Source organism: Rhizobium hidalgonense (genome assembly GCF_002914525.1).
Taxonomy (GTDB): Bacteria; Pseudomonadota; Alphaproteobacteria; order Rhizobiales; family Rhizobiaceae; genus Rhizobium; species Rhizobium hidalgonense.
Genome location: NZ_LODW01000048.1, coordinates 113,133 through 133,264, shown reverse-complemented (window position 1 = coordinate 133,264; position 20,132 = coordinate 113,133). Strand labels below are relative to the sequence as shown.

At 62.3% G+C, this 20,132-nt stretch carries 16 protein-coding genes; 11 read left to right on the top strand and 5 right to left on the bottom strand.

Translation table 11 applies throughout. The annotated features are described in order from the left end of the window. The first annotated feature begins 80 nt into the window (after positions 1-80). The 5 genes from ATY29_RS10555 to ATY29_RS10535 all read left to right on the top strand — a co-directional run bounded on the left by ATY29_RS10555 (position 81) and on the right by ATY29_RS10535 (position 5,522). Positions 81-1,265 carry an MlaE family lipid ABC transporter permease subunit gene (locus ATY29_RS10555; protein ID WP_097532819.1) on the top strand — a complete coding sequence of 395 codons (1,185 nt, stop codon included), beginning with the start codon at positions 81-83 and terminating at the stop codon, positions 1,263-1,265. A 1-nt stretch (position 1,266) separates the two neighbouring features. Then, a complete protein-coding gene (locus ATY29_RS10550; RefSeq protein ID WP_003569030.1) occupies positions 1,267-2,106 on the top strand; it encodes an ABC transporter ATP-binding protein in 840 nt (279 codons plus the stop codon). Positions 2,107-2,114: 8 nt separating this feature from the next. Further along, entirely contained in the window at positions 2,115-3,485 is a 1,371-nt protein-coding gene (locus ATY29_RS10545) for an MlaD family protein (RefSeq protein ID WP_025416302.1), read from the top strand. Between the two features lie 24 nt (positions 3,486-3,509). Further along, complete coding sequence (locus tag ATY29_RS10540; protein WP_003569028.1) at positions 3,510-4,121, top strand: ABC-type transport auxiliary lipoprotein family protein; 612 nt, start codon at positions 3,510-3,512, stop codon at positions 4,119-4,121. A gap of 147 nt (positions 4,122-4,268) precedes the next feature. Continuing rightward, positions 4,269-5,522 (top strand): sensor domain-containing diguanylate cyclase, encoded by a 1,254-nt coding sequence (locus ATY29_RS10535; RefSeq protein ID WP_097532691.1) that lies wholly within the window; start codon positions 4,269-4,271, stop codon positions 5,520-5,522. Positions 5,523-5,533: 11 nt separating this feature from the next. Here ATY29_RS10535 and ATY29_RS10530 read toward each other — a convergent pair whose 3' ends face one another. After that, positions 5,534-6,409, bottom strand: coding sequence for a D-alanyl-D-alanine carboxypeptidase family protein (locus ATY29_RS10530; protein ID WP_025416300.1), 876 nt, complete (start codon positions 6,407-6,409; stop codon positions 5,534-5,536). A 387-nt stretch (positions 6,410-6,796) separates the two neighbouring features. Here ATY29_RS10530 and ATY29_RS10525 point away from each other — a divergent pair, with 387 nt between their 5' ends. Beyond that, positions 6,797-7,546, top strand: coding sequence for an aminoacyl--tRNA ligase-related protein (locus ATY29_RS10525; RefSeq protein ID WP_097532690.1), 750 nt, complete (start codon positions 6,797-6,799; stop codon positions 7,544-7,546). 52 nt (positions 7,547-7,598) lie between these two features. On the opposite strand, the gene ATY29_RS10520 is transcribed toward ATY29_RS10525, so the two are convergent. Both ATY29_RS10520 and ATY29_RS10515 read right to left on the bottom strand, forming a co-directional pair. Continuing rightward, positions 7,599-8,159, bottom strand: coding sequence for a cysteine hydrolase family protein (locus tag ATY29_RS10520; RefSeq protein ID WP_097532689.1), 561 nt, complete (start codon positions 8,157-8,159; stop codon positions 7,599-7,601). A 122-nt stretch (positions 8,160-8,281) separates the two neighbouring features. Then, positions 8,282-15,280: an apolipoprotein A-IV repeat region-like domain-containing protein gene (locus ATY29_RS10515; RefSeq protein ID WP_097532688.1), complete on the bottom strand. Its 6,999-nt coding sequence runs from the start codon at positions 15,278-15,280 to the stop codon at positions 8,282-8,284. 464 nt (positions 15,281-15,744) lie between these two features. Here ATY29_RS10515 and ATY29_RS10510 point away from each other — a divergent pair, with 464 nt between their 5' ends. Together ATY29_RS10510 and ATY29_RS10505 are read left to right on the top strand one after the other, a co-directional pair. Further along, positions 15,745-16,128, top strand: coding sequence for an Hpt domain-containing protein (locus ATY29_RS10510; RefSeq protein WP_003569019.1), 384 nt, complete (start codon positions 15,745-15,747; stop codon positions 16,126-16,128). 200 nt (positions 16,129-16,328) lie between these two features. Then, positions 16,329-16,649: a 2Fe-2S iron-sulfur cluster-binding protein gene (locus ATY29_RS10505; RefSeq protein WP_003569017.1), complete on the top strand. Its 321-nt coding sequence runs from the start codon at positions 16,329-16,331 to the stop codon at positions 16,647-16,649. 315 nt (positions 16,650-16,964) lie between these two features. On the opposite strand, the gene ATY29_RS10500 is transcribed toward ATY29_RS10505, so the two are convergent. Further along, a complete protein-coding gene (locus tag ATY29_RS10500; RefSeq protein WP_097532687.1) occupies positions 16,965-17,591 on the bottom strand; it encodes a DUF922 domain-containing Zn-dependent protease in 627 nt (208 codons plus the stop codon). Positions 17,592-17,692: 101 nt separating this feature from the next. Between ATY29_RS10500 and folP the strand changes: the two genes are divergently transcribed. The 3 genes from folP to folK are packed head-to-tail and all read left to right on the top strand — an operon-like array spanning position 17,693 to position 19,435. After that, positions 17,693-18,562 (top strand): dihydropteroate synthase, encoded by an 870-nt coding sequence (gene folP / locus ATY29_RS10495; RefSeq protein ID WP_025416294.1) that lies wholly within the window; start codon positions 17,693-17,695, stop codon positions 18,560-18,562. Then, entirely contained in the window at positions 18,559-18,924 is a 366-nt protein-coding gene (gene folB, locus ATY29_RS10490) for a dihydroneopterin aldolase (protein WP_097532686.1), read from the top strand. The genes folP and folB overlap by 4 nt, the downstream gene beginning before the upstream one ends. After that, on the top strand, positions 18,917-19,435 hold the full coding sequence (gene folK, locus ATY29_RS10485) for a 2-amino-4-hydroxy-6-hydroxymethyldihydropteridine diphosphokinase (RefSeq protein WP_172643045.1): 519 nt from the start codon (positions 18,917-18,919) through the stop codon (positions 19,433-19,435). The genes folB and folK overlap by 8 nt, the downstream gene beginning before the upstream one ends. 67 nt (positions 19,436-19,502) lie before the next feature. Here folK and ATY29_RS10480 read toward each other — a convergent pair whose 3' ends face one another. Next, positions 19,503-20,054, bottom strand: a complete 552-nt coding sequence (locus ATY29_RS10480; RefSeq protein WP_003569009.1) for a hypothetical protein — start codon at positions 20,052-20,054, stop codon at positions 19,503-19,505. Positions 20,055-20,132 lie beyond the last annotated feature (78 nt).

Sequence of the window (20,132 nt, the reverse complement as noted above, 5' to 3'; positions counted from 1 at the left end):
GCTGTCCTGCGAGCATGGAAATTGCAGCCTGCTTCTGTATATTGACGCGCCGGCGCCGAACCATCGTTCGCGATTCGGCAATGTCGCTGCAAGCCTTGAAAGACATAAGTAACTTGAACGCCGAGAATCGCAACGTTGCCTCACTTGAAGTGGACGACCATGCCGATGGTTCGGGGCAGCATGTTCGTCTCAAGGGCAACTGGCGCAGTGCCTATGTGCATTTCGTGCTGCGCGACTTCGAAAAGCTCCTGCACCAGAAGGCCGGCGATCTGACGGTCGATCTCTCCGACATTTCCGATATCGATACCGCCGGCATCTGGCTGCTGTGCCGGCTGAAGAAGGAAGAGGAGGCGGCCGGGCGAACGGTGCGTTTCGAAGGCACCAATCCGCATATCGACGAAATGCTGGAGATGTTTTCCGAGGAGCCGGCCAAACCGGAGCCGGAGCAGAGGGAGAGGGTCTCGCTTGTCGCGCGCATCTTCGTGCCGATCGGCAAGATGACTTACGATCTCTGGGACAATCTGGCCGCCTCGATGTATATCCTCGGCTCCGCCGTGCGCGGCGCGCAGATGAAATTCGGGCGCGGCAGCGGTGTTTCGCCGGCTTCGATCGTCAACCAGATCGACCATATGGGCGTTCGCGCCGTTCCGATCATCCTTCTGATGTCGTTTCTGATCGGGGCGATCATCGCCCAGCAGGGCGCCTTCCAGCTGCGTTATTTCGGCGCTGAAGTCTTCGTCGTCGATCTCGTCGGCATCCTGCAATTGCGCGAAATCGGCGTGCTGTTGACCTCGATCATGATCGCCGGTCGTTCGGGCAGCGCGATCACCGCCGAAATCGGCTCGATGAAGATGCGCGAGGAGATTGACGCGCTGAAGGTGATGGGGCTGAACCCGATCGGCGTGCTGATCTTCCCGCGGCTGGTGGCGCTGACCATTGCGCTGCCGCTTCTGACGGTGCTGGCAAATTTCGCCTCGCTCGCCGGTGCGGCCGCCGTCGCCTGGGGCTATTCCGGCATCACTTTCGCCAACTTCCTGTCGCGCCTGCACGAGGCGGTAACGCTGTCGACGGTTCTGTCAGGCATGATTAAGGCGCCGTTCATGGCACTGGTCATCGGAATCGTCGCCGCCGTCGAAGGGCTGAAGGTCGGCGGCAGCGCGGAGTCGCTCGGCCAGCATGTAACGGCCGCGGTGGTGAAGGCGATTTTCGTCGTCATCCTGATGGACGGGCTTTTTGCGATGTTCTATGCAGCGATCGACTTTTAGCATGGCAAACCGCGTGGAAAAACCGATCGATACGGAAGACAGGAACGAGAGGGACATCGTGCTCTCGGCGCGCGACGTCACCGTCGCCTTCGGCTCCAAGGTGGTGCTCGACAATCTCAACCTGAATATCTATCGCGGCGAGATCCTCGGCTTCGTCGGCGCGTCGGGCACCGGCAAATCGGTGCTGATGCGTACGGTGCTGAGGCTGCTGCCGCGCCGCTCCGGCACGATCAAGATTCTAGGCCAGGATTTCGACGAACTCACCGAACCGCAGCGTAACGCTCTCGATATGCGGCTCGGCGTGCTGTTTCAGCAGGGGGCGCTGTTTTCGTCGCTGACGGTCAAGGAAAACATCCAAGTGCCGATGCGCGAATATCTCGACCTGCCCCGCTCGCTGATGGACGAACTGGCGCATTTGAAGATCCGCATGGTGGGCTTGGCTGCTGATGCCGCCGACAAATACCCGTCCGAACTTTCAGGTGGCATGATCAAGCGCGCGGCGCTCGCCCGTGCGCTGGCACTCGATCCCGAACTGGTCTTCCTCGACGAGCCGACCTCGGGTCTCGACCCGATCGGCGCTGCCGAATTCGACGAGCTGATCGCCAACCTTCGCGATAGTCTGGGACTGACCGTGTATATGGTGACGCATGATCTCGACAGCCTGTTTTCGGTCTGTGACCGTATTGCCGTGCTCGGAAAGAAACGGGTAATGGTGGAAGGCACGATCGACGACATGCTGGCCTATGACGATCCCTGGGTGCAGGCCTATTTCAAGGGTAAACGGGCGCGCTCGATCGTGCCGCAGGACAATGGCGCGCGGCACGGCGTGAGCGGGAAGTGATCGGATAAATGGAAACCAAAGCCAATTACACGATTGTCGGTTTTTTCACGGTGCTGGTGATCGCGGCGGCCTTCGGCTTCGTCTACTGGATGGCCGAATATGGCCGCGGCGGCCCGATGACCGAGCTAATCGTGCGTATTCCGGGCTCGGCCAATGGCCTCAGCGTCGGCTCGCCGGTGCGCTTCAACGGCATCCAGATCGGCTCGGTGCAGACACTGTCGATCGACGCCGACGATCCGCAATATTCGCTGGCTTTCACCCAGGTGCGCACCGATGCGCCGATCTACCCCTCGACCAAGGCCGCTCTTGAAATTCAGGGCCTGACCGGGGCCGCCTATATCGAATTGTCGGGCGGCCGCAAGGGCGAGGAAAGCATTCTCCAGCACGCGATCGACAACGGCAAACGCGCCGTCATCGTCGCCGATCAGTCGAGCGTCACCAATCTTCTGGCGACCGCCGACAAGATCCTCGATCGCGCCAATGACGCAGTCGGCGAACTTCAGGGCTTCATCCAGGATTCACGTGCGCCGCTGACCCAGACATTCAAGAATGCAGAGACCTTCTCGGATGCGCTGGCCAAGAATTCCGACAATATCGACGCCTTCCTGCAAAGCGTCGGTGAGCTCTCCAATACGGTGAAGGCAGTCTCCGGCCGCGTGGATTCGACGCTGCAGGCGGTGGAATCGCTGGTCAAGGCTGTCGACGCCCAGAAGATCGACAACATCGTTTCCAACGCCGAGAAGATCACCGCCAATGTCGCCGATGCCTCTGGCGAGCTCAAGGGGGCGGTCCAGAAGTTCGACCAGACGGCCACCACCTTCAACGATTTCGGCAAGCAGGCACAGGCGACGCTCGACCGCGTCGACACGCTCGTCGCCCAGATCGACCCCGCCAAGGTGAAGGGTTCAGTCGACGACATCGCCCAGGCGACCAAGGATGCGCGCACCGCCGTCGCCTCGATCCGCGATGTCGCCGATACGGTTTCGGCCCGCAAGAAAGATATCGACCAGACGATCCAGGACGTCTCGCAGCTTACCAACAAGCTGAATTCGGCCTCGACCCGTATCGACGGCATTCTCATCAAAGTCGATGCGCTGCTCGGCACCGACAATACACAATCGATGTTTGCACAAGCGCGCGAAACGCTGGAATCCTTCAAGAAGGTCGCCGACAATTTGAATTCGCGAATCGGTCCGATCGCCGATAATCTGCAGAAATTCTCAAGCGGCGGTTTGCGCGATGTGCAGACTCTCGTCAACGACATGCGCGGAACCGTGAATAATCTGAACGATACGATCACCAACTTCGACCGCAATCCGCAACGCCTGATCTTCGGCGGAGACACGGTCAAGCAGTACGACGGCCGGACGCGGCGTTAACAGGGAAAGTCAGGGTAGCCGAATATGGTCGCATCGCATCTGTTGTCGCGCCGTTCGTGGATCAGGGGAACGGTGATCGCGCCGCTGCTGACGGCGCTGATCCTTTCGGGGTGTGGTACCGCGGCCAAGAACGATACCTATGACCTATCTGCGGCCGTCGACGGTGACGGACCCGCGGCCAAATCCCGCCAGATCCTGATCGCCAGCCCGACGGCGCTGAAGGCGCTCGACAGCGAACAGATCGTCATCCGCGTTTCGCCTTCGGAAATCCAGTATCTGTCGCGGGCGCAGTGGGGCGACAAGCTACCGCGCATAGTCCAATCGAAATTGGTGGAGGCCTTCGAGAATTCCGGCAAGGTTGGCGGCGTCGGCATGCCGGGGCAGGGGCTGGCGATCGATTACCAGATCGTCACCGATGTCCGCTCTTTCGAGATCGATGCTTCGAACGGCAACCAGGCGGTGGTCGAAATCTCCGCGAAGATTCTCAACGACCGCAACGGCTCGGTCCGCGCCCAGAAGGTGTTTCGCGCCATGGCGTCGGCCGGCGGCGATAATGTCGGCTTCGTCAAGGGCCTCGACCGCGCCTTCTCCACGGTGGTCTCCGAGATCGTCAGCTGGACGCTGCGCTCAATCTGAGATGGCGTTTGGCGACCATTGCGTCGCCATTGAGGGTTGCCTGTTCTGAAAAATATTCGGCCCCATAAGCTTGGGGCTGTCATCGTATTCAATTTCTTCACGAATTTGTGGAACGCATCATGACATCGCTGTCAGGAGGCATGCTGCATGGTGGTCGCACGCGTATTCGGAAAGTCGCCATCAGAAGCCATCCAGCGCGACAATGCTCGCCTGGCTGCGCTGCAGCAGCTCGACATTCTCGACACACCGAGGGACGAAGGTTTTGAGCGGATCGTCCGCCTGATAAAGCAAATATTTTCCATCGACATCGGCATCGTCTCCCTGATCGATGCGCACCGGCAATGGTACAAGGCCTGCTCCGGCCTCTCAGCCGACGAAGTGTCGCTTGAAGATACGTTCTGCCGTTGCGTGGTGGACTGTGACGAGCCTGTTATCGTGCAGGACGCCACCAAGGATGCACGGTTTTCAAAACATCCTGCGGTGACCGGCGAGGATCATATCCGCTTTTACGCCGGCGTGCCGCTCCGAACGAAGGACGGGCATATGATCGGAACGGTCTGCGCGATCGATCGCCGGCCAAGGTCGTTCGGCAGCAGAGATCTCGACATTCTCCAGGAGTTGGCGGGGGCGGCGATGGACCGCATCGAACTCGTGCAGTCGGCCGCCACCGACAGTCTGACCGAGGCGATGACGCGGCGCGCCTTCAAGCAGGAAGCCGACCAGCTGATTTCGGTCGCTTTGCGGCACCAGCATGACCTGGCCTGCATCGCCTTTGATATCGACCATTTCAAGCGGGTGAACGATACGCATGGGCATGCCGCGGGCGATGCGGTTCTCAAGGCGGTCGCCTCGACCTGCAAGTCGACCCTTCGCGCCGGTGATCTGTTCGGGCGGATCGGGGGCGAGGAATTTGCCGTCATCCTGCCGCATGTCGATCGGGAAGGGGCTATCGCCGTCGCCGAGAAACTCCGGGCCGCCATCGCCGCGCAGTCCATTCGCGGCGATCACGGCGCCTTGAATGTCACGGCGAGCTTCGGAACGTCGGCGCTCTCGATGGTCAGCAAGGAGATCGAGACGCTATTGGCTCAGGCGGATGCCGCAATGTATCAGGCCAAACATTCCGGGCGAAATCGTTGCGTGTCATGGAGTTCCATCCATGCGGATCATGCTATCGGCGCGCGGCGGCGGGTGCTGAAGGCGGGTTCGATCCTGTTCAACGATCGACGCTCGACCATCGACTGCACCGTCAAATCCATCGGCTCGGAAAGCGCCGGCATTTCGGTTTCCAATTCGGCCGGCATTCCTTCCGAGTTCATTCTTGCCATCAAGGGAGAAGGATTCGAAACGAATTGCCGGGTGATCGCCCAGGACCGGCAGCACCTGGAAGTGGCTTTCAGATAGCAGACCCAGGCCTACTTCGTCGGTTGTGTGTCCGTCATCGTCGCTCCCAGCTGGGTGCCTGGCGTTGTGGAAGCTGTCGCATTCGATGACGAGGACAGGGTGCTGTCCAGCAGGCCTGCCATCTTGTCGTCGCGCAGGCTTGCCGTCTTTTCGCCCATCACGACGCCGACGACGCGGCGGCCGTCCTTCAGCGCCGACGTTACCACATTATAGCCCGATGCATCGGTATAGCCGGTCTTGATGCCGTCGACGCCTTCATATCGATACATCAGGTTGTTGTGGCCGCGCAGCTTCATGCCGCGGAACTGAAAGCCGCGCATGGAGAAGAGCTTGAACTCCTCCGGAAAGTCCCGCATCAGCGAAACGCCGAGGGTTGCCATGTCACGCGCCGAGGTGACCTGCTCCGGATCGGGCAGGCCCGAGGGATTCTTAAAGACCGTATTCGACATGCCAAGTTGGTGCGCCTTGTCGGTCATGACAGTGGCAAAAGCCTGTTCGGAGCCGCCGAGCTGTTCGGCAATCGCCACGGCAGAGTCGTTGGCGGATAAGACGACGATGCTTTCGACCGCTTCGCGCAACGTTACCTGGCGGCCGGCGCCGACGGCGAGCTTGAACGGCTCCTTGCTCTCGGCATTTTCCGACATGGTGAGCTTCTGGTCCCATTTGAGCCGTCCCTCATGCAGGGCCTCGAAGGCGAGATAGAGCGTCATCATTTTGGTCAGTGACGCCGGATAGTTTAACTCATCCTGATTGGAGGCTTCGAGAACCTGACCGGATTGCGCATCGACGACGAAGCTTGCCTGGCCGGCTTGAGCCAGGGTGAAAGCGCCCGTCAGCAAGGCGGAGGAGAGCGCGGTGGCAAGGAGCCGGGAGGTCGTCTTGGTCATCGATATTACTGTCTCTGTCGTTGAGCGGTGGGCTCTGTCGTTGGACGGCGGGTGAGCCATTGGCTAAACGCAAGCGGATCGAGAAAGTTTGTGACGAAATGAAGGACAGGCGGCAATAAAAAAGCCCATCCACAGCTGATTCATTTTGTCTCACCGTCTTGGGTTTTGACAATGGCGCTAGCGGCACGTAGAAATTCAACATGAGCATGAAGCGCGCGCCTTTCTCCCGCCATATCGGCACCTGCCTGCAGGTCGCGATTGTGCGCGCTTTTGACGGACGAGGTCTCCGCGTCCTGCTGTGACGTGCGGGCGCTCTGAGCGTCCGGCGCGCGGCTGGACGTAAAGCCCCTCACCACGTCAATCAACGCTGCCAGGGAGACAGGCACCGTGCTCAATCTTTATCATGTCAATTCGCTCGTCCATTGGGAGGAGCGCGAGATCCATCTGCGCGATCATATGATCGGCTTTTTCTCGCAAGAGGTCCGCAGTTTTCTCAGATCCATCAATCCGGCCTGGGATATCAGAAGAGTCGAGGCGCCGGCGCTGATGCCGCGGTCGCTGGTGTCAAGCGCCTATTCGAATGCCGATATCTGGGTTCAGGAGGCGCTCTCAGCCGGGGATACAACATTGGTGCTGAGGCCTGAGACGACGCCGTCGACCTATGCCTATATGCAGCATATTCTCGGCAATCACTCAAAGACGCGGCTGCCGCTCTGTATCTGGCAGGCCGGCCGGTCCTATCGCCGTGAGCAGGAACAGCCGACCAAACATATGCGGCTGAAGGAGTTCTGGCAGATCGAATTCCAATGTGCCTTCACGGCCGACAGCGGCAACGACTATCACGCCGCCTGCCTCGAACCGGTGCGCCGCATGATCGCCTCGCTGATCCACCTGCCGACGCGGATCGTCGCCTCCGACCGGCTGCCCGCCTATTCCGAGGTGACGATGGATATCGAGGTCGACAATGGCGACAAGTGGATGGAGGTCTGCTCGATCTCGCGGCGCACCGATTTTCCGCAGCGCTACCGGTCGCAACCCAAGAAGGGAGCGGCCATAGATCACGACGTCCTCGTGCTCGAAATCGCCATCGGCCTCGATCGATGCGTTTACAATTGGAGCATAGCAGCCGAACAGTGAAAGACAGACGATCGGGACCGCCTGGCGGTCCGGGTCTTTCCGTGGCCAAGGCTTATGAAAAGGTGATCCCGGCGGCCGGACGGATGTCTACCGTCGCCTTGCCCGCGTCGAAACCGTCGAGCGTTTCATTGTGGTGGGCGATAATCTCGGAGAAGGTGAGGGTTGCCGTATCGCCGGTGGTGTGACCATCGGCAATCAACGTTACGTCATATCCGAGGGAAACGGCGCGCCTGACCGTCGTGTCGACGCAGAATTGCGACATGCAGCCGCCGATGACGAGGTGGGTGACCGAGCGTTCGCTCAGACGTTCGGCCAGATCGGTCTCGAAGAATGAGTCGGCGCTTTTCTTGCGGACGACGACCTCGCCTGGTTTCGGCGCAATCTCCTGACGCAACACCCATCCTTCCGTGCCGACTGCCAATCGATGGCCGGTGTCGCCGTCATGCTGGACCAGCACGACCGGCGCGCTCGCCTGCCGGGCATTTTCTTGAAGCGCGGCCAGGCGCGCGACGGTCTCGTCCAGCGCGGCATCGATATGCGGTTGGCGCTCCGGCCCGGCTTTTCCGGAAAGAATTGCATTCTGCACATCGATGATCAGCAGGGCCTTGGTCATTTCGGATACCTCACGATAGGCGTTCTCGGTCGCGCCCTTCCGACAAACGAAAGCCGCCCGACATGTGTGGCGGCGGCTTTCTGTCCAATTCGGTCATAAACGATCGATGGTTACAAACAGGCTCAGCTGAGCCTGCCTGCTGCATGGGCGAGCATGGTATAGACCTTGCCCGTATCCGAGGTGAGGTAGGACTGCGAGACGGTCTGGTTCGGATCGGTACGGGCAACGTCGGCGAGCAGCTTCTCGAAATCACCGATATAGCGGTCGACGGCGGTGCGGAATTCCGGTTCGCGGTCGTATTTGCGCTTGATCTCATCGAAGGTCTGCTGGCCCTTCAGCGTATAGAGGCGACGGGTGAAGACGTCGCGCTCGCCGCGCTGATAACGGCGCCAGAGATCGACCGAGGCGTCGTGATCGATGGCGCGGGCGATATCGACCGAAAGCGAATTCAGCGATTCGACCACGTGGCGCGGATTGCGCAGATCATTGCTGCGCGCAGCCGGTGCTGCCGTTGGCGCCGGGGTGCGGGCAGGCGCCTCTTCAGCGGCCTCCTCACGCGATGCGCCGCGCAGGAGATCGCTGATCCAGCCGCCACTTTCGGCGCGAGCCGGTTCCTGGCGGCCTTGTTCCTGACGGGCAGCGGCAGGCTGCGGAGCGGCGCGCTGGGAGGCGGCAGCGGATACCGTCGGAGCGATCGTTCCGCGCAGGCCCGTCGCTTCGATCGGCGGGGGCGCTGCCGGCTGCGGCGGCTGATGTGCCACCGGCTGACTTGCCACCGGCTGAGTTGCTATCGGCGGGGCGGCACGCGGGGCCGGCTGCGCCTGAGCGAGCGTGCGGGCGACGGGCTCGGAAATCTCAAGCTGCTGGCTGGAGCGGCCGACGAGCTGGGAGATATCCTGCAGCGCCTTGATCTGCTCGGCGACGGCCCGGCGCATGGCCGAGGCGCTTTCCTTGGCTTCCTCGGGAAGGTCGAAGGCGCCGCGCTTCAACTCGGCGCGGGTGGCGTCGAGCTCGTTGCGGATGTCGACGGCGGAGCGGCGGATATCATCGGTGGCGCCGGAGAAGCGGCCGACGGCATCATCGATTGCCTCGCGCAACGCTTCGCGCATGTGCTGGGCGGCACCGTCGGAGGCGCGGCCGGCCTCGCCGAGCATGCGCTCGACTTCCGACAGCGAAGCCGTCAGGCCACCGCGAATACGATTGGAGAGGTCGCCGGTTCGACGCTCGACATTGGCGAAGGTGCCGTCGATCGTCGTATTGGCCTCGTCGCCGGCCCGGGTGATCGCCTCGCGCATCGTCTCGGCGGCTTCCTGGGCGCGCTTCTCGGTTTCGGTGAGAATGCGGCCGATATCGGCGAAGGAGGATTGCACGCCCTGGCGCAGATTGCCGGTGACCTGGCTGGAGCGTTGTTCGGCGCGCTCGAACACGGTCTCGATCATGCCGCCGAGGCCGCGCATGGTCTTTTCGATTTCGTCGGAGCGCTGGACCAGGCTGACGGAGAGCGCCTGCAGCGCGCCTTCGCGTTCCTCGAGCGTCGAGGCAAGGTTGGACTGGGCTGCGCCGAGAAGCTGCGAGGCCTGTGTCAGCACCTTGGAGTGCTCGTCGAAACGGCCGATGATGCCGCCGACCTGCGACAGCGTCTGGCCGGAAATGTCGGAGAGGCGGTCGACCTTGCCTTCGAGAAGCCGGGTCGAGGCGTTGACCATCTCGGCAGCCTTGGTGGCGGAGTCGGCAAAGCGCGTGGTGGTGTCGCCGAGACGGCTGTCGACGCTCGTCAGCTGTTCGGCGGCGCGGTTCATCATCATCGCCATCGCCGCACTGCTTTCCGCCATGCGCTCGACGAGGCCGTTGACGTTGCCGACCAGGCTGTTTTCGATGGCGCTAACGGCATTGGCGACATTCTCGGTGCGGGCAGCAACGGCGCTGGCGAGCGCTTCGTTTTCGGCGCGCAGACGGTCGGCGCTGAGGTTGGCCGCGGCGGTGATGCGGGCGGCGGCCTGTTCGCCGGCATCGGTATATCGGTCGATGATCGGACGGGCGGTTTCGTCGAGGATGCGGGTCAATTCGACCGAACGGCCTGCTAGCATCGAATTGAGGTCGCGGGTGCGCTCTTCGAGTGTCGCGCGGATCGAATCGCCGCGTGCTTCGAGCGCCCGGTCGATGCCGGAGAAGGTCGTATCGATCTCGCGGGCGCGCTCTTCGAGATTGGAGCGGATAGCACTGCTGCGGGCTTCGAGCGCCCGATCGACATCCGCCATCGTGGTGGAAATCTCGCTGCCGGCCCCCGACAGCGTCGAGCGGATGGCGTCGCCGCGCGTCTCCAGCGACTGGCCGGCATCCGACAGCGCCTTGGAGATGGCATTGACCTGCTTGCCGACGATGGTCTCTGCCTCGGCAACCTTGTTGACGATGGCGTTGCCGGCTTCCGAGAAGGTCTGGGCGACGGCTGCGGCCTGGCTCGCCAGCCGGCTCTGGGCCTCGGTGACGCGGGTGACGATCTGCGACGAGCGCTCATCCATGGTGCGGGTGAATTCGTCGCTTTTCGTATTAAGATCTTCGGCGAATTGCTGGCCGGTCTTGCCGAGCAGCTCGGTGGTTCTCGTCGCTTCGCCTTCCATTCCCTGGGCTGCTTCGGCAACGGCGCTGCGCAGCGTCGAGGCGAGGCCGGCGGCCTTGCCCTCGATGGTGCGGTTGACGGCCTCCAGGCCGACTGTCAAGGCACGGTCCATGGTGGAGAGACGTTCCTCGATGCGTTCATTGCCGCGGTCGAGGGTTTCACCGAGGCTCACGGTGCGGCCGTCGATGGCGCCGGTCAGGGTGGTGGTCCGGCTGTCGAGCGTCTCGGCCAGATTGGCAGCGCGGCTGTCGATCGCCTGAGTAAGGTTTGCGGCGCTGCCTTCGAGCGTTGCCGAGATGCGCCGGTTGGCGTCGTCGCCGAGCGCGCCGAGACGGGAGATGCCGTCGGCAAGCACGCTGGAGAGCTGGCCGCTGGCCGCTTCGACCCTTTCGGCAACACCGCCGACGCCGTTGCTGATGCGAGTTTCGATCGCTGCAAGACTGGATTCCACACGCGATCCGGTTTCTTCAAAACGGCCCGTCAGGTTTTCGACCGACTGATCGAGTTGGGCGGAGAAATTCTGCGTGGAACTCGAAATCGCATTTGCCGCCTCCTGGAAGCGGCCGGCGATCTGGCCGGCGCCGGCATGCATGCGGTCTTCCAACGTCTGGGCGCTGGCATCGATGGCCTGGCGGATCGAAGCTTCACGGTCCTCCAGCGACATTTCGAGCATGCTGACGCTCGTCGCCAACGAGGTGCCGATGCTGGTTGCGTGTTCGGTCAGCGTATCGCTGATCAGCGCATGAGCCTGGTTCAGCGACAGGTCGATGGCGTTGGCGCGATCCTCAAGCGTCGTGCGGATGCGCTCGTGGGCGGAGGTGAGCCCGCCTTCGATACGCGCCGCGGTCTCGTCGGCAAGGCCTCCGAGCCGTGCATGGGCATCGCTCAGCCGGCCTTCGATGCGGCCGGTCAGGCCGCCGACGAGATCCTCGAAGCGAGCGCCGCCGGCATCGAGAACGCCCGAAAGGGCGGCACTATGCTCGGAAAGCGCATTTTCGAGCCGCTGCTGATTGTCGGTGTAGGCGGCGCGGATGGCATCGGTCTTGTCGGTGAAGGCGCCGGCAACGCGTGACTCGGCGCCGGAGACGGCCTCCATGATGGCGTTGCTGCGCGCTTCGAGCACACTGTCGAAGCGGCTCTGGTTATCGTCGAGCGAAATGGCGAGCGCCATGGTCTTTTCGTCGAGCGTGTCGGTCAGCCGGTCGTGGGTTGCCGTTACCGCGCCGATGATCGCAGCGGTGCGGTGCACTAAGGCTTCCTCGAGGCGGGCCTGGCCTTCATTCAGAGAGGTGGCAATGGCCGCTGCCTTCCGGTCGAGCACACCGTTCAGGCCGTCATGCGTACCGGAGACCGCTTGGGTGATTGCATCGGCGCCTGATGTCAGGGTCTCTTCGAGACGGCTCTGGCTCTCGTTCAGCGAAATGGCAAGCGCCATCGCCCGGTCGTCGAGCGTTTCGGACAGACGGTCGTGGGTGGCGGAGACCGCATTGAGGAAGGATTCCGAGCGGCTCTCCAGCGTGTCCTGCAGGCGGCTCTGGCCCTCATTCAGCGAGGCGGCGAGAGCTGCCGACTTTTTGTCGAGCGTTTCCGAAAGACGGTCATGCGTTCCGGACACAGCCTTCAGGAAGGCTTCGGAGCGCGCTTCCAGCGTGTCTTCGATCCGCGACTGGCTCTCATTCAAGGAGATGGCGAGTGTCATCGCCTTTTCGTCCAGCGTCTCGGAGAGGCGGTCATGGGTGCCGGAGACGGCATTCAGCAGAGCCGCGGAGCGGCTTTCGAGCGTCTCGTCGATGCGGGCGTGGCCTTCGCTGAGCGAGGTAGCAAAAGCTGCGACCTTGTCTTCCAGCGTTTCGGACAGGCGGTCATGGGTGCCGGAGACAGCGTTCAGCAGAGCCGCCGAGCGGGTCTGGAGCGTCTCTTCGATGCGGGCCTGGCTCTCGTTCAAGGAAATGGCGAAGGCGGCGGCCTTTTCGTCGAGGGTCTCGGCAAGGCGATCACGCGTGCCGGACACGGTGTTCAGCAACGCCTCTGCACGCGTTCCAAGTGCATTGTCGATGCGGGCATGGCGCTCGTCGAGCGAGGTGGTCAGGGCGGCCGCCTTGCTGTCCAGAGTTTCGGAGAGGCGGGCATGGGTGCCGGAGACGGCGTTCAGCAGGGCGGCGGAGCGGGTCTCGAGCGTATCCTCGATGCGGGCCTGGTTTTCGTTTAGCGAAATGGCGAGCGCCATCGCCTTTTCATCGAGCGTCTCGGAGAGGCGGTCATGCGTGCCCGATACCGCGCTCAGCAGCGCTCCGGAGCGGGTCTCGAGCGTATCCTCGATGCGGGCCTGGCTCTCGTTCAGGGAGATGGCGAGCGCCATGGCCTTTTCGTCAAGCGTCTCGGCCAGGCGGTCATGGGTGCCGGAGACGGCATCGATGATGGCGTCGGCGCGGGTCGTCAGCGCTTCTTCGAAGCGGCCGTGATGGGTGGTGAGCGCGTCGACCAGGGCGCCGCCGCGCTCGGCCATGACGCTGTCGATGCGGCCGTGGGCCGTGCCGAGCGCCTCGCTGATTTCTGCCGTACGGGCAGCAAGCACACCGCTCAGCTCCTCGGCGCGACCGCCGAAGGCTGCAGTCACCTGCTCGGTGCCGGCGGCAACGGCGGTGGTCAGATCGGTGGTGGTGGTGCGCAGCGTGTCGCGGAATTCGGCCGAGCGTGCCTGCAGATTGTTCTGCAGCTCGGAGGTGCCGGATGCAAGCGTCAGCGCGATTTCCGAGGTGGCACTCTGCAGCGCCGACGTCAGTTCGCCGGTGCGGCCGGTGAGGGCGGTGGTAATTTCGTCGGCCCGGGTGCCCAGCGTGCTTTCCAGCACGTCATGGCCGGTGGCGAGTGCCGTGGCGAGCGCCAGTTGCTGGTCGGTCATCGAGGTGCCGAGCCGGTCGATGCCGGAACTCAGGATGCCGTCGATCGAATCCGAGCCGCCGGTCAGCGTCTCGTTGATGCGAGCGAGGCTCTCCATCAGCTTGGTGTCGAGCGAGCCGGTGCGTTTGTCGAAGGCGCTGGTGAATTCAGCGACGCGTTCGTCGAAGGCGGTGGACAGCTGGGCAACCGTCGTCTGCAGCCGCTCTTCGAAGAAGCCGGAGCGCACGTCGAGATCCATGACGGCGTCGTCGGCGGTGCTCTGCAGGCTCTGGCGGAAGCTCGCGCCCTTTTCATCAAGGGCGCTATTCAGCTTCGACAGCACGTCGTCGAGCGTCCCGCCGATGGTGCGTTCGCCCGATGTCAGGCTCTCATTGATCTCGCGGGTGCGGGCGATCAGGATCTCGCTGAGCTGCTGCGTGCGCTCCTGCAGCGCGGCATTCAGCTTCTCGGTGCTGCTGTCCATGGTCGAGGCGCGCGTCTCGAATTGGCTGAGCAGCTTTTCACCATGGTCATTGAGGTTGACCGAGAGCGCTTCGAGGCGGTTGTCGAATTCGGTGGCGAGCGCGAAGCCCGATGCGTTCAGTGTCTGCAACAGGCTATCGGTCTTGGCGGCGAGCAGGCTGCCGATCGACTGCAGGGCATTGTCGGATTTTTCCAGAATCGTCGCGGCGCGCGTATCGATCAGCGAGGCAAAGGCTTCGCCCGATGTAGAAAGCCGCACCGCGATCTCTTCGGTCGCCAGCGACAGCTCTTCCTTCAACTGGTCGTGGACGCTGCCGATCGAGGTGCGGATGCGGTCGGCATGGTTGACGATCGCCTCGCGCTCGGAGCCGAGTTCGTGGACGAGGCCGCGGACGCGCAGCTCGTTGTCGGCATAGGAACGTTCAAGTGCATTGACTTCGGAATGGACGAGCGTTTCCAGCTCGGAGGCACGCGCGATGGTGCGCTCGATGCCTTCATTCATGGCCGAGACCTCACGGCGCACGGCCTGGCCGACGGTCATGATGCGTTCGGAGGCGATGGTTTCCGGCTCCGCCAGGCGCAATGCCACCTCCGCCATCGACCGGGCGGCGTTGCGCATGTCCTGGGCGCGGGCGATCATGATGGCGAAAGCATAGAACATCATCACGGGGATAATGATGCCGACGAGGCCGGCGATGACGCCGGGCAGGGCGACGAGATCGGCGAGCGAACGGATCTGCCAGATCTGTGGACCATACAGCAGCGACATGAGGCCGAGTCCGCCCATGACCCAGAGTACGGAGAACAGTGTGGCGGTGCGCACCGCCGAGCGGCTGGAGGAGCCGTCGAAAGATTTCAGGATCGAGGCGGGCGTGTTGCGGCTGGCATCGTTGGCGGGCGTGAAAGCCGGCCCCCTGGAAGCCGGCTCGCCGGCGCCACCGCGGCGGTTGCGGCGCTGCGCTTCTTCCTGGGCCTGCTGGTTACGCGCATTTACTGGATCAGACACATTAGCCTCCGGGGCCTCAGGCGCGTCGCCGCGGCGAGACGGCACGTTATCTTTGCCGAAGTCGATCTGGAGGGCCTCGTCCAATGCCTTGAACGCCTTGTCCTCGATCGACTCGTTATATCTATTGTTCGCCATTGGTTATGCCTCGTTACTGTCGGCCGATCCGGCAGCGCAATTCCGGGCTTCCGCCTCACCCGGAGAACAACTTTGCCGTTCCAGCCTTCCATCCCAACGACGGACGGATAAGCATGTCATTTCAGAGTAGATAGCCGCTTTTTCAAACGGAAGGTATCAAAACACTACCATTATCCACTCGCTCGGCAAAGGCGCGTACCATAAACCCGCTCTACCAGTATCGTAGTGACACATCTGGGCTCTTCACACAATTAATGAAGGCTTGAGATTTGCGGCTCGTTAACCCGTTGTTAACATCTTTGAATCCGTGACACCGCTTAAAAACCAATAATTTAGGGATATTTAACGGACGTTAACCATGTGGCGAGATTTCCAGCCCGCATGTGCCGGAATTTAACGTGATGGCCACCCTCCTGTCGCAGAACGGTAGCAACTGCGCACGACACGAGACGGGAGAATTGGCAATGGCAGCTCAGATGGCAGCATTGAACATCGTATTCGAGGCGCCGGACAATGCAAAGGGACCCTGTCCCTCGAAGGTCCGGCCGATCGATCTCGTCCATCTCGCCAAGCAGACGATGGGCGACAAGTCGCTGGAAATCGAAGTCCTTCAGATGTTTGCGCGCCAGGCTCGCGCATGTCTGCAGGATATAGCCAGCGGCGAAACCATCCGCGTCGGCGCGGCCGCGCACCGCCTGAAGGGCGCGGCAAGCTCGGTAGGTGCGTTCCGCGTGTCGCAGACGGCCGAAGCCGTCGAGGAGACCGGCGGTGACGCCGGGGCGACGGCAGCGCTCGGCGCCGCCGTCATCGACGCTGAGAATTTCATCCTGAAGCTCTGCCGCGGCTGATCGCTGTTTGAGATGTCGTTTGAAAGACCCGTTGTTCCATTGCGGAACCTCGGGTCTTTTTGCGACGTCTTCCATGACGCTTTGAAGACGGCGGCCGAAGGCTCGATCTGCGAGGTTATGGCGACTTTCCCAATGTTGACTGAAGCGTCGAATTGTCGGAAGAAAATCCGCCCATCATTTGAAGACCGGAAATAGTCCTGATGCCCAAACTTACCATCGTCGCCTTCGACGGCACGCGCTTCGACCTCGACGTCGACCAAGGCTCCACCGTCATGGAGAATGCCGTGCGCAATTCGGTGCCCGGTATCGAGGCTGAGTGCGGCGGCGCCTGCGCCTGCGCGACCTGTCATGTCTATGTCGACGAGGCATGGACCGAGCAGGTCGGCCAGCCGGAAGCGATGGAAGAGGATATGCTCGACTTCGCCTTCGATGTGCGCCCGACCTCGCGGCTGTCCTGTCAGATCCGCATGAAGGCTGTCTATGACGGGCTCGTGGTGCACGTGCCGGAACGCCAGGCTTAAGCGCGCCCGCGCTTCAAACTTCGCCGGAATAAGATCCACAAAAAAGACGCCTCGCGCGCTGGTGCGAGCGAGGCGAGGCGGGCGCATTACCTACGGATGAGGGAGGAACATCCGCGGCTTCGGAACGCGCCAGGAGAACCCAGCGATGAAAGGGCAGATGCCGTAGCTGCACTTTCGAATGTGTTCATATTAACGCGTTCCGGTTGAGTCTGCCAGGATGAAAAATGACCATTCAATCACTGGGGAGGGGACAAGTTTCGCACAAGTTTCGTTGTGCAGCTAAGGTTTTCCGCTCGCAACCAGAGCGAAAAAGCCCTATTTTTCGCCGGCTCGGCCGTTGATTCGATTGTTCAGCAATCTCAGCATGCGCTTCTGGAAGTTGACCGCCTCGACCCGGTCGAATCGCGCCTGCTGTCGATCGTGCTCGTCTATACCGCGAGCTGATTCGCCGGAGACGAGTTCCTGCATGGCCTCGCAGCTGCGCTGCTGCGGCAGCGCGCGGATGGCGCGTTCCATGGCGCGGGCCTGATCGCGGGCGATTTCGGCATGGCGCTCCTCGTGGCGCTTGATATCGCTCGACAGGGCGTCCCAGATCATCGACAGCTCCTTGCTGGCGCCCTTACGGTTGCTCCAGCGCGGCAGGATGATCTGGGTGTGGACCGTAACCTTGACGTTACCGACGCGGCAGCGTCCGCTATCCTGGATATAGGTGGCTTCACCGCCAAAGCGGATCTTCGTGGCACCCGGATGGCGCGCCGAAGAGCCGCTCGAGGTTGGGCCGCGCCGGCTGAGTTCGCGGTCGAGCTCATCCGCGGTTTTGCCGCGGATGCTGAAATAGGAATAGCTTTTCGATGCGATCACTTCTGCTGCCACCGGGCTGCAGACGGAAAGACCAATGGAATAGGCAATAGGAAGGACCATATAACGCACTGCAAGCGGCATTCTGAACGCAACCCGTGTTGAAATCGACAGGAGCTTGGGGCATAGCCACCGCAAGCGCAATATCGGATGGCGCTTTTTTCATGATCGATGGGATAAGTCTGGTGAGAGGGCTCGAAGGCAGTTTATGGCGTGTCGGCCATGGCCGGCAGATCGAACTCGGCCGTCGTTCGGTGATCATGGCGATCATCAACGTGACGCCGGACTCCTTTTCCGACGGCGGGCGGTTTGAAACCGTCGATGCGGCGGTCGAACAGGCGCTGCGGGCGGTGAGCGAGGGTGCCGGGATTATCGATATCGGCGGCGAATCGACCCGGCCGAACGCCGCAGCCGTCAGCCCATCCGAGGAGCAGGCCCGCGTGCTACCCGTCATCGAGGCGCTGCGCGGGCGCACCCAGGCGCTGATCTCGATCGACACCTATCGCGCCGAGACGGCGCGGCTAGCCGTCGGCGCCGGCGCCCATATCGTCAACGACGTGTTCGGGCTGCAGAAGGAGCCCGATATCGCCGACATCGCCGCGGCGACCGGGGCCGGGCTCTGTATCATGCATACCGGCCGCGACCGGGCGAAGCTTCCCGACGTCATCGCCGACCAGGTGCATTTTCTCAAACGGTCGCTTGCGATCGCGGCGGCAGCCGGCGTCAACAGCGACCGCATCGTGCTCGATCCGGGCTTCGGCTTCGCCAAGGAGACGGCGGAGGAGAATCTGGAACTGATGGCGCGGTTTTCCGAACTTTCCCGCTTCGGCCTGCCGCTGCTCGCCGGGACGTCGCGCAAGCGCTTCCTCGGCGCGGTGACGGGGCGTGAGGCGGCAGACAGGGATTCTGCGACCGCTGTTACCAGCGCCCTGCTCAGACTTCAGGGGGCTGCGGTTTTCCGGGTGCACAATGTCGCAATCAACAGGGATGCGCTCGACATCGCCGATGCTATGTTGAATGCGCGCAAGGAATTCGAGAGGAAGCGGCCGACATGACCACCTACACGATCACGCTGCAGAACTGCGCTTTCTTTGCGCGCCACGGCGTGCATGACGAGGAGGAGTTCCTCGGTCAGCGCTTCTTCGTCGATGCCGAGCTCGATGTCGTTGCCGGCGAGGCGCTGGAAAGCGATTCGATCGACGACACCGTCAATTACGGTATCGCCTTCACCGTGATCGAGCAGATCGTCACGGGCAAGCGGCGCTACCTGATCGAGGCGCTGGCGCTCGATATCGCCAAGGGACTGTGTCAGAGATTCCCGCAGGTCCGGCGGGCGAAGATCACGGTGCGCAAGCCGAACGCGCCGGTGCCGGGCGTGCTCGATTTCGTGCAGGTGAGCGTTGAGCACTTTGCCTGAGGCTGCACTGCAATCCGCCACACTCGGGCTCGGCGGCAATATCGGCGATCCCGTCAAGGCGATGGCCGCCGCACTGCAGCGGCTGGATGGACGAGGTGACTGCCGGGTTACGGCGGTCTCGCGGCTCTATCGCACGCCGCCCTGGGGCAAGACGGATCAATCCTTCTTCTTCAATGCCTGCGCCGCCGTCGAAACCCGGCTGGCGCCCGAGGCTTTGCTCGATGTCTGCCTGTCGATCGAGCGGGAAATGAAACGCGAGCGCATCGAGCGCTGGGGGCCGCGCACACTCGATATCGACGTGCTCACCTATGGCGACGTCATCCAGGAGGCGCCGCGGCTGGAACTGCCGCATCCACGCATGACCGATCGCGGTTTCGTGCTGATGCCGCTTGCCGATATCGCGCCGGGCCTGCTCGTCAAGGGCAGGGCGGTCAGCGACTGGCTGTCGGGTGCGGACGTGGCGGGTATCGAGATTGCCGACAACAGCCGCGACTGGTGGCTCCAAAACTGAGGCGGAGATCCTGAAACGGAAAACGGCGGGAAACCCGCCGCTTCAGGAAAATCCGCTCTGCGATTATCTACTGGATCGAACCGACGGCCATCTCGTCGACCTGGCGGGTCAGCGTCAGGCCGATGACTGGGACCATCTGGCTTTCGACCTTGACCGAAACGGTGACGTTCATCGTCTTGTCGTCGCGTACACGAGCGATCATCGCGCCGTTCAGCTTGGCGCGGTTGATGCCGACGACGACGGTATCCTCGCTGACGGCGCCGGAGACGACGTCGAGACCCTTGCCGGCGGCGCCGTCGAGGAACTTGCCCTTGTAGGTCGAGCCCGACTGCGAAATGACGGCGGTCATCGGCTGCTTGAAGACGCCGACGCGGCAGGTGCCGTCGAGCTTGATGCCGGCACCGCTGTCACCTGTCGGCTCGCCGATCAGATTACAGGTGAATTTCGTGCCCTTATATTTGCCGGCGACGATTTCGCCCGGGCCCTTCCAGGAGCCGGCGACGGAATCGAAGAAGGCCTTGTCACGGGTGGCAGCGGTGGCTGCCGGAGCGACATCTGCGACGGGAGACAATGCCGCGGCGGCCAGGCCGCATATGATAAGAAACTTGCGCGAATACATGGATTTTCCTTGGCAAGCGCCACTCAAGAACTGGCAGCAAGTTTTGCCGAATAATGGTTAATCCTTCCTTTCGATTGT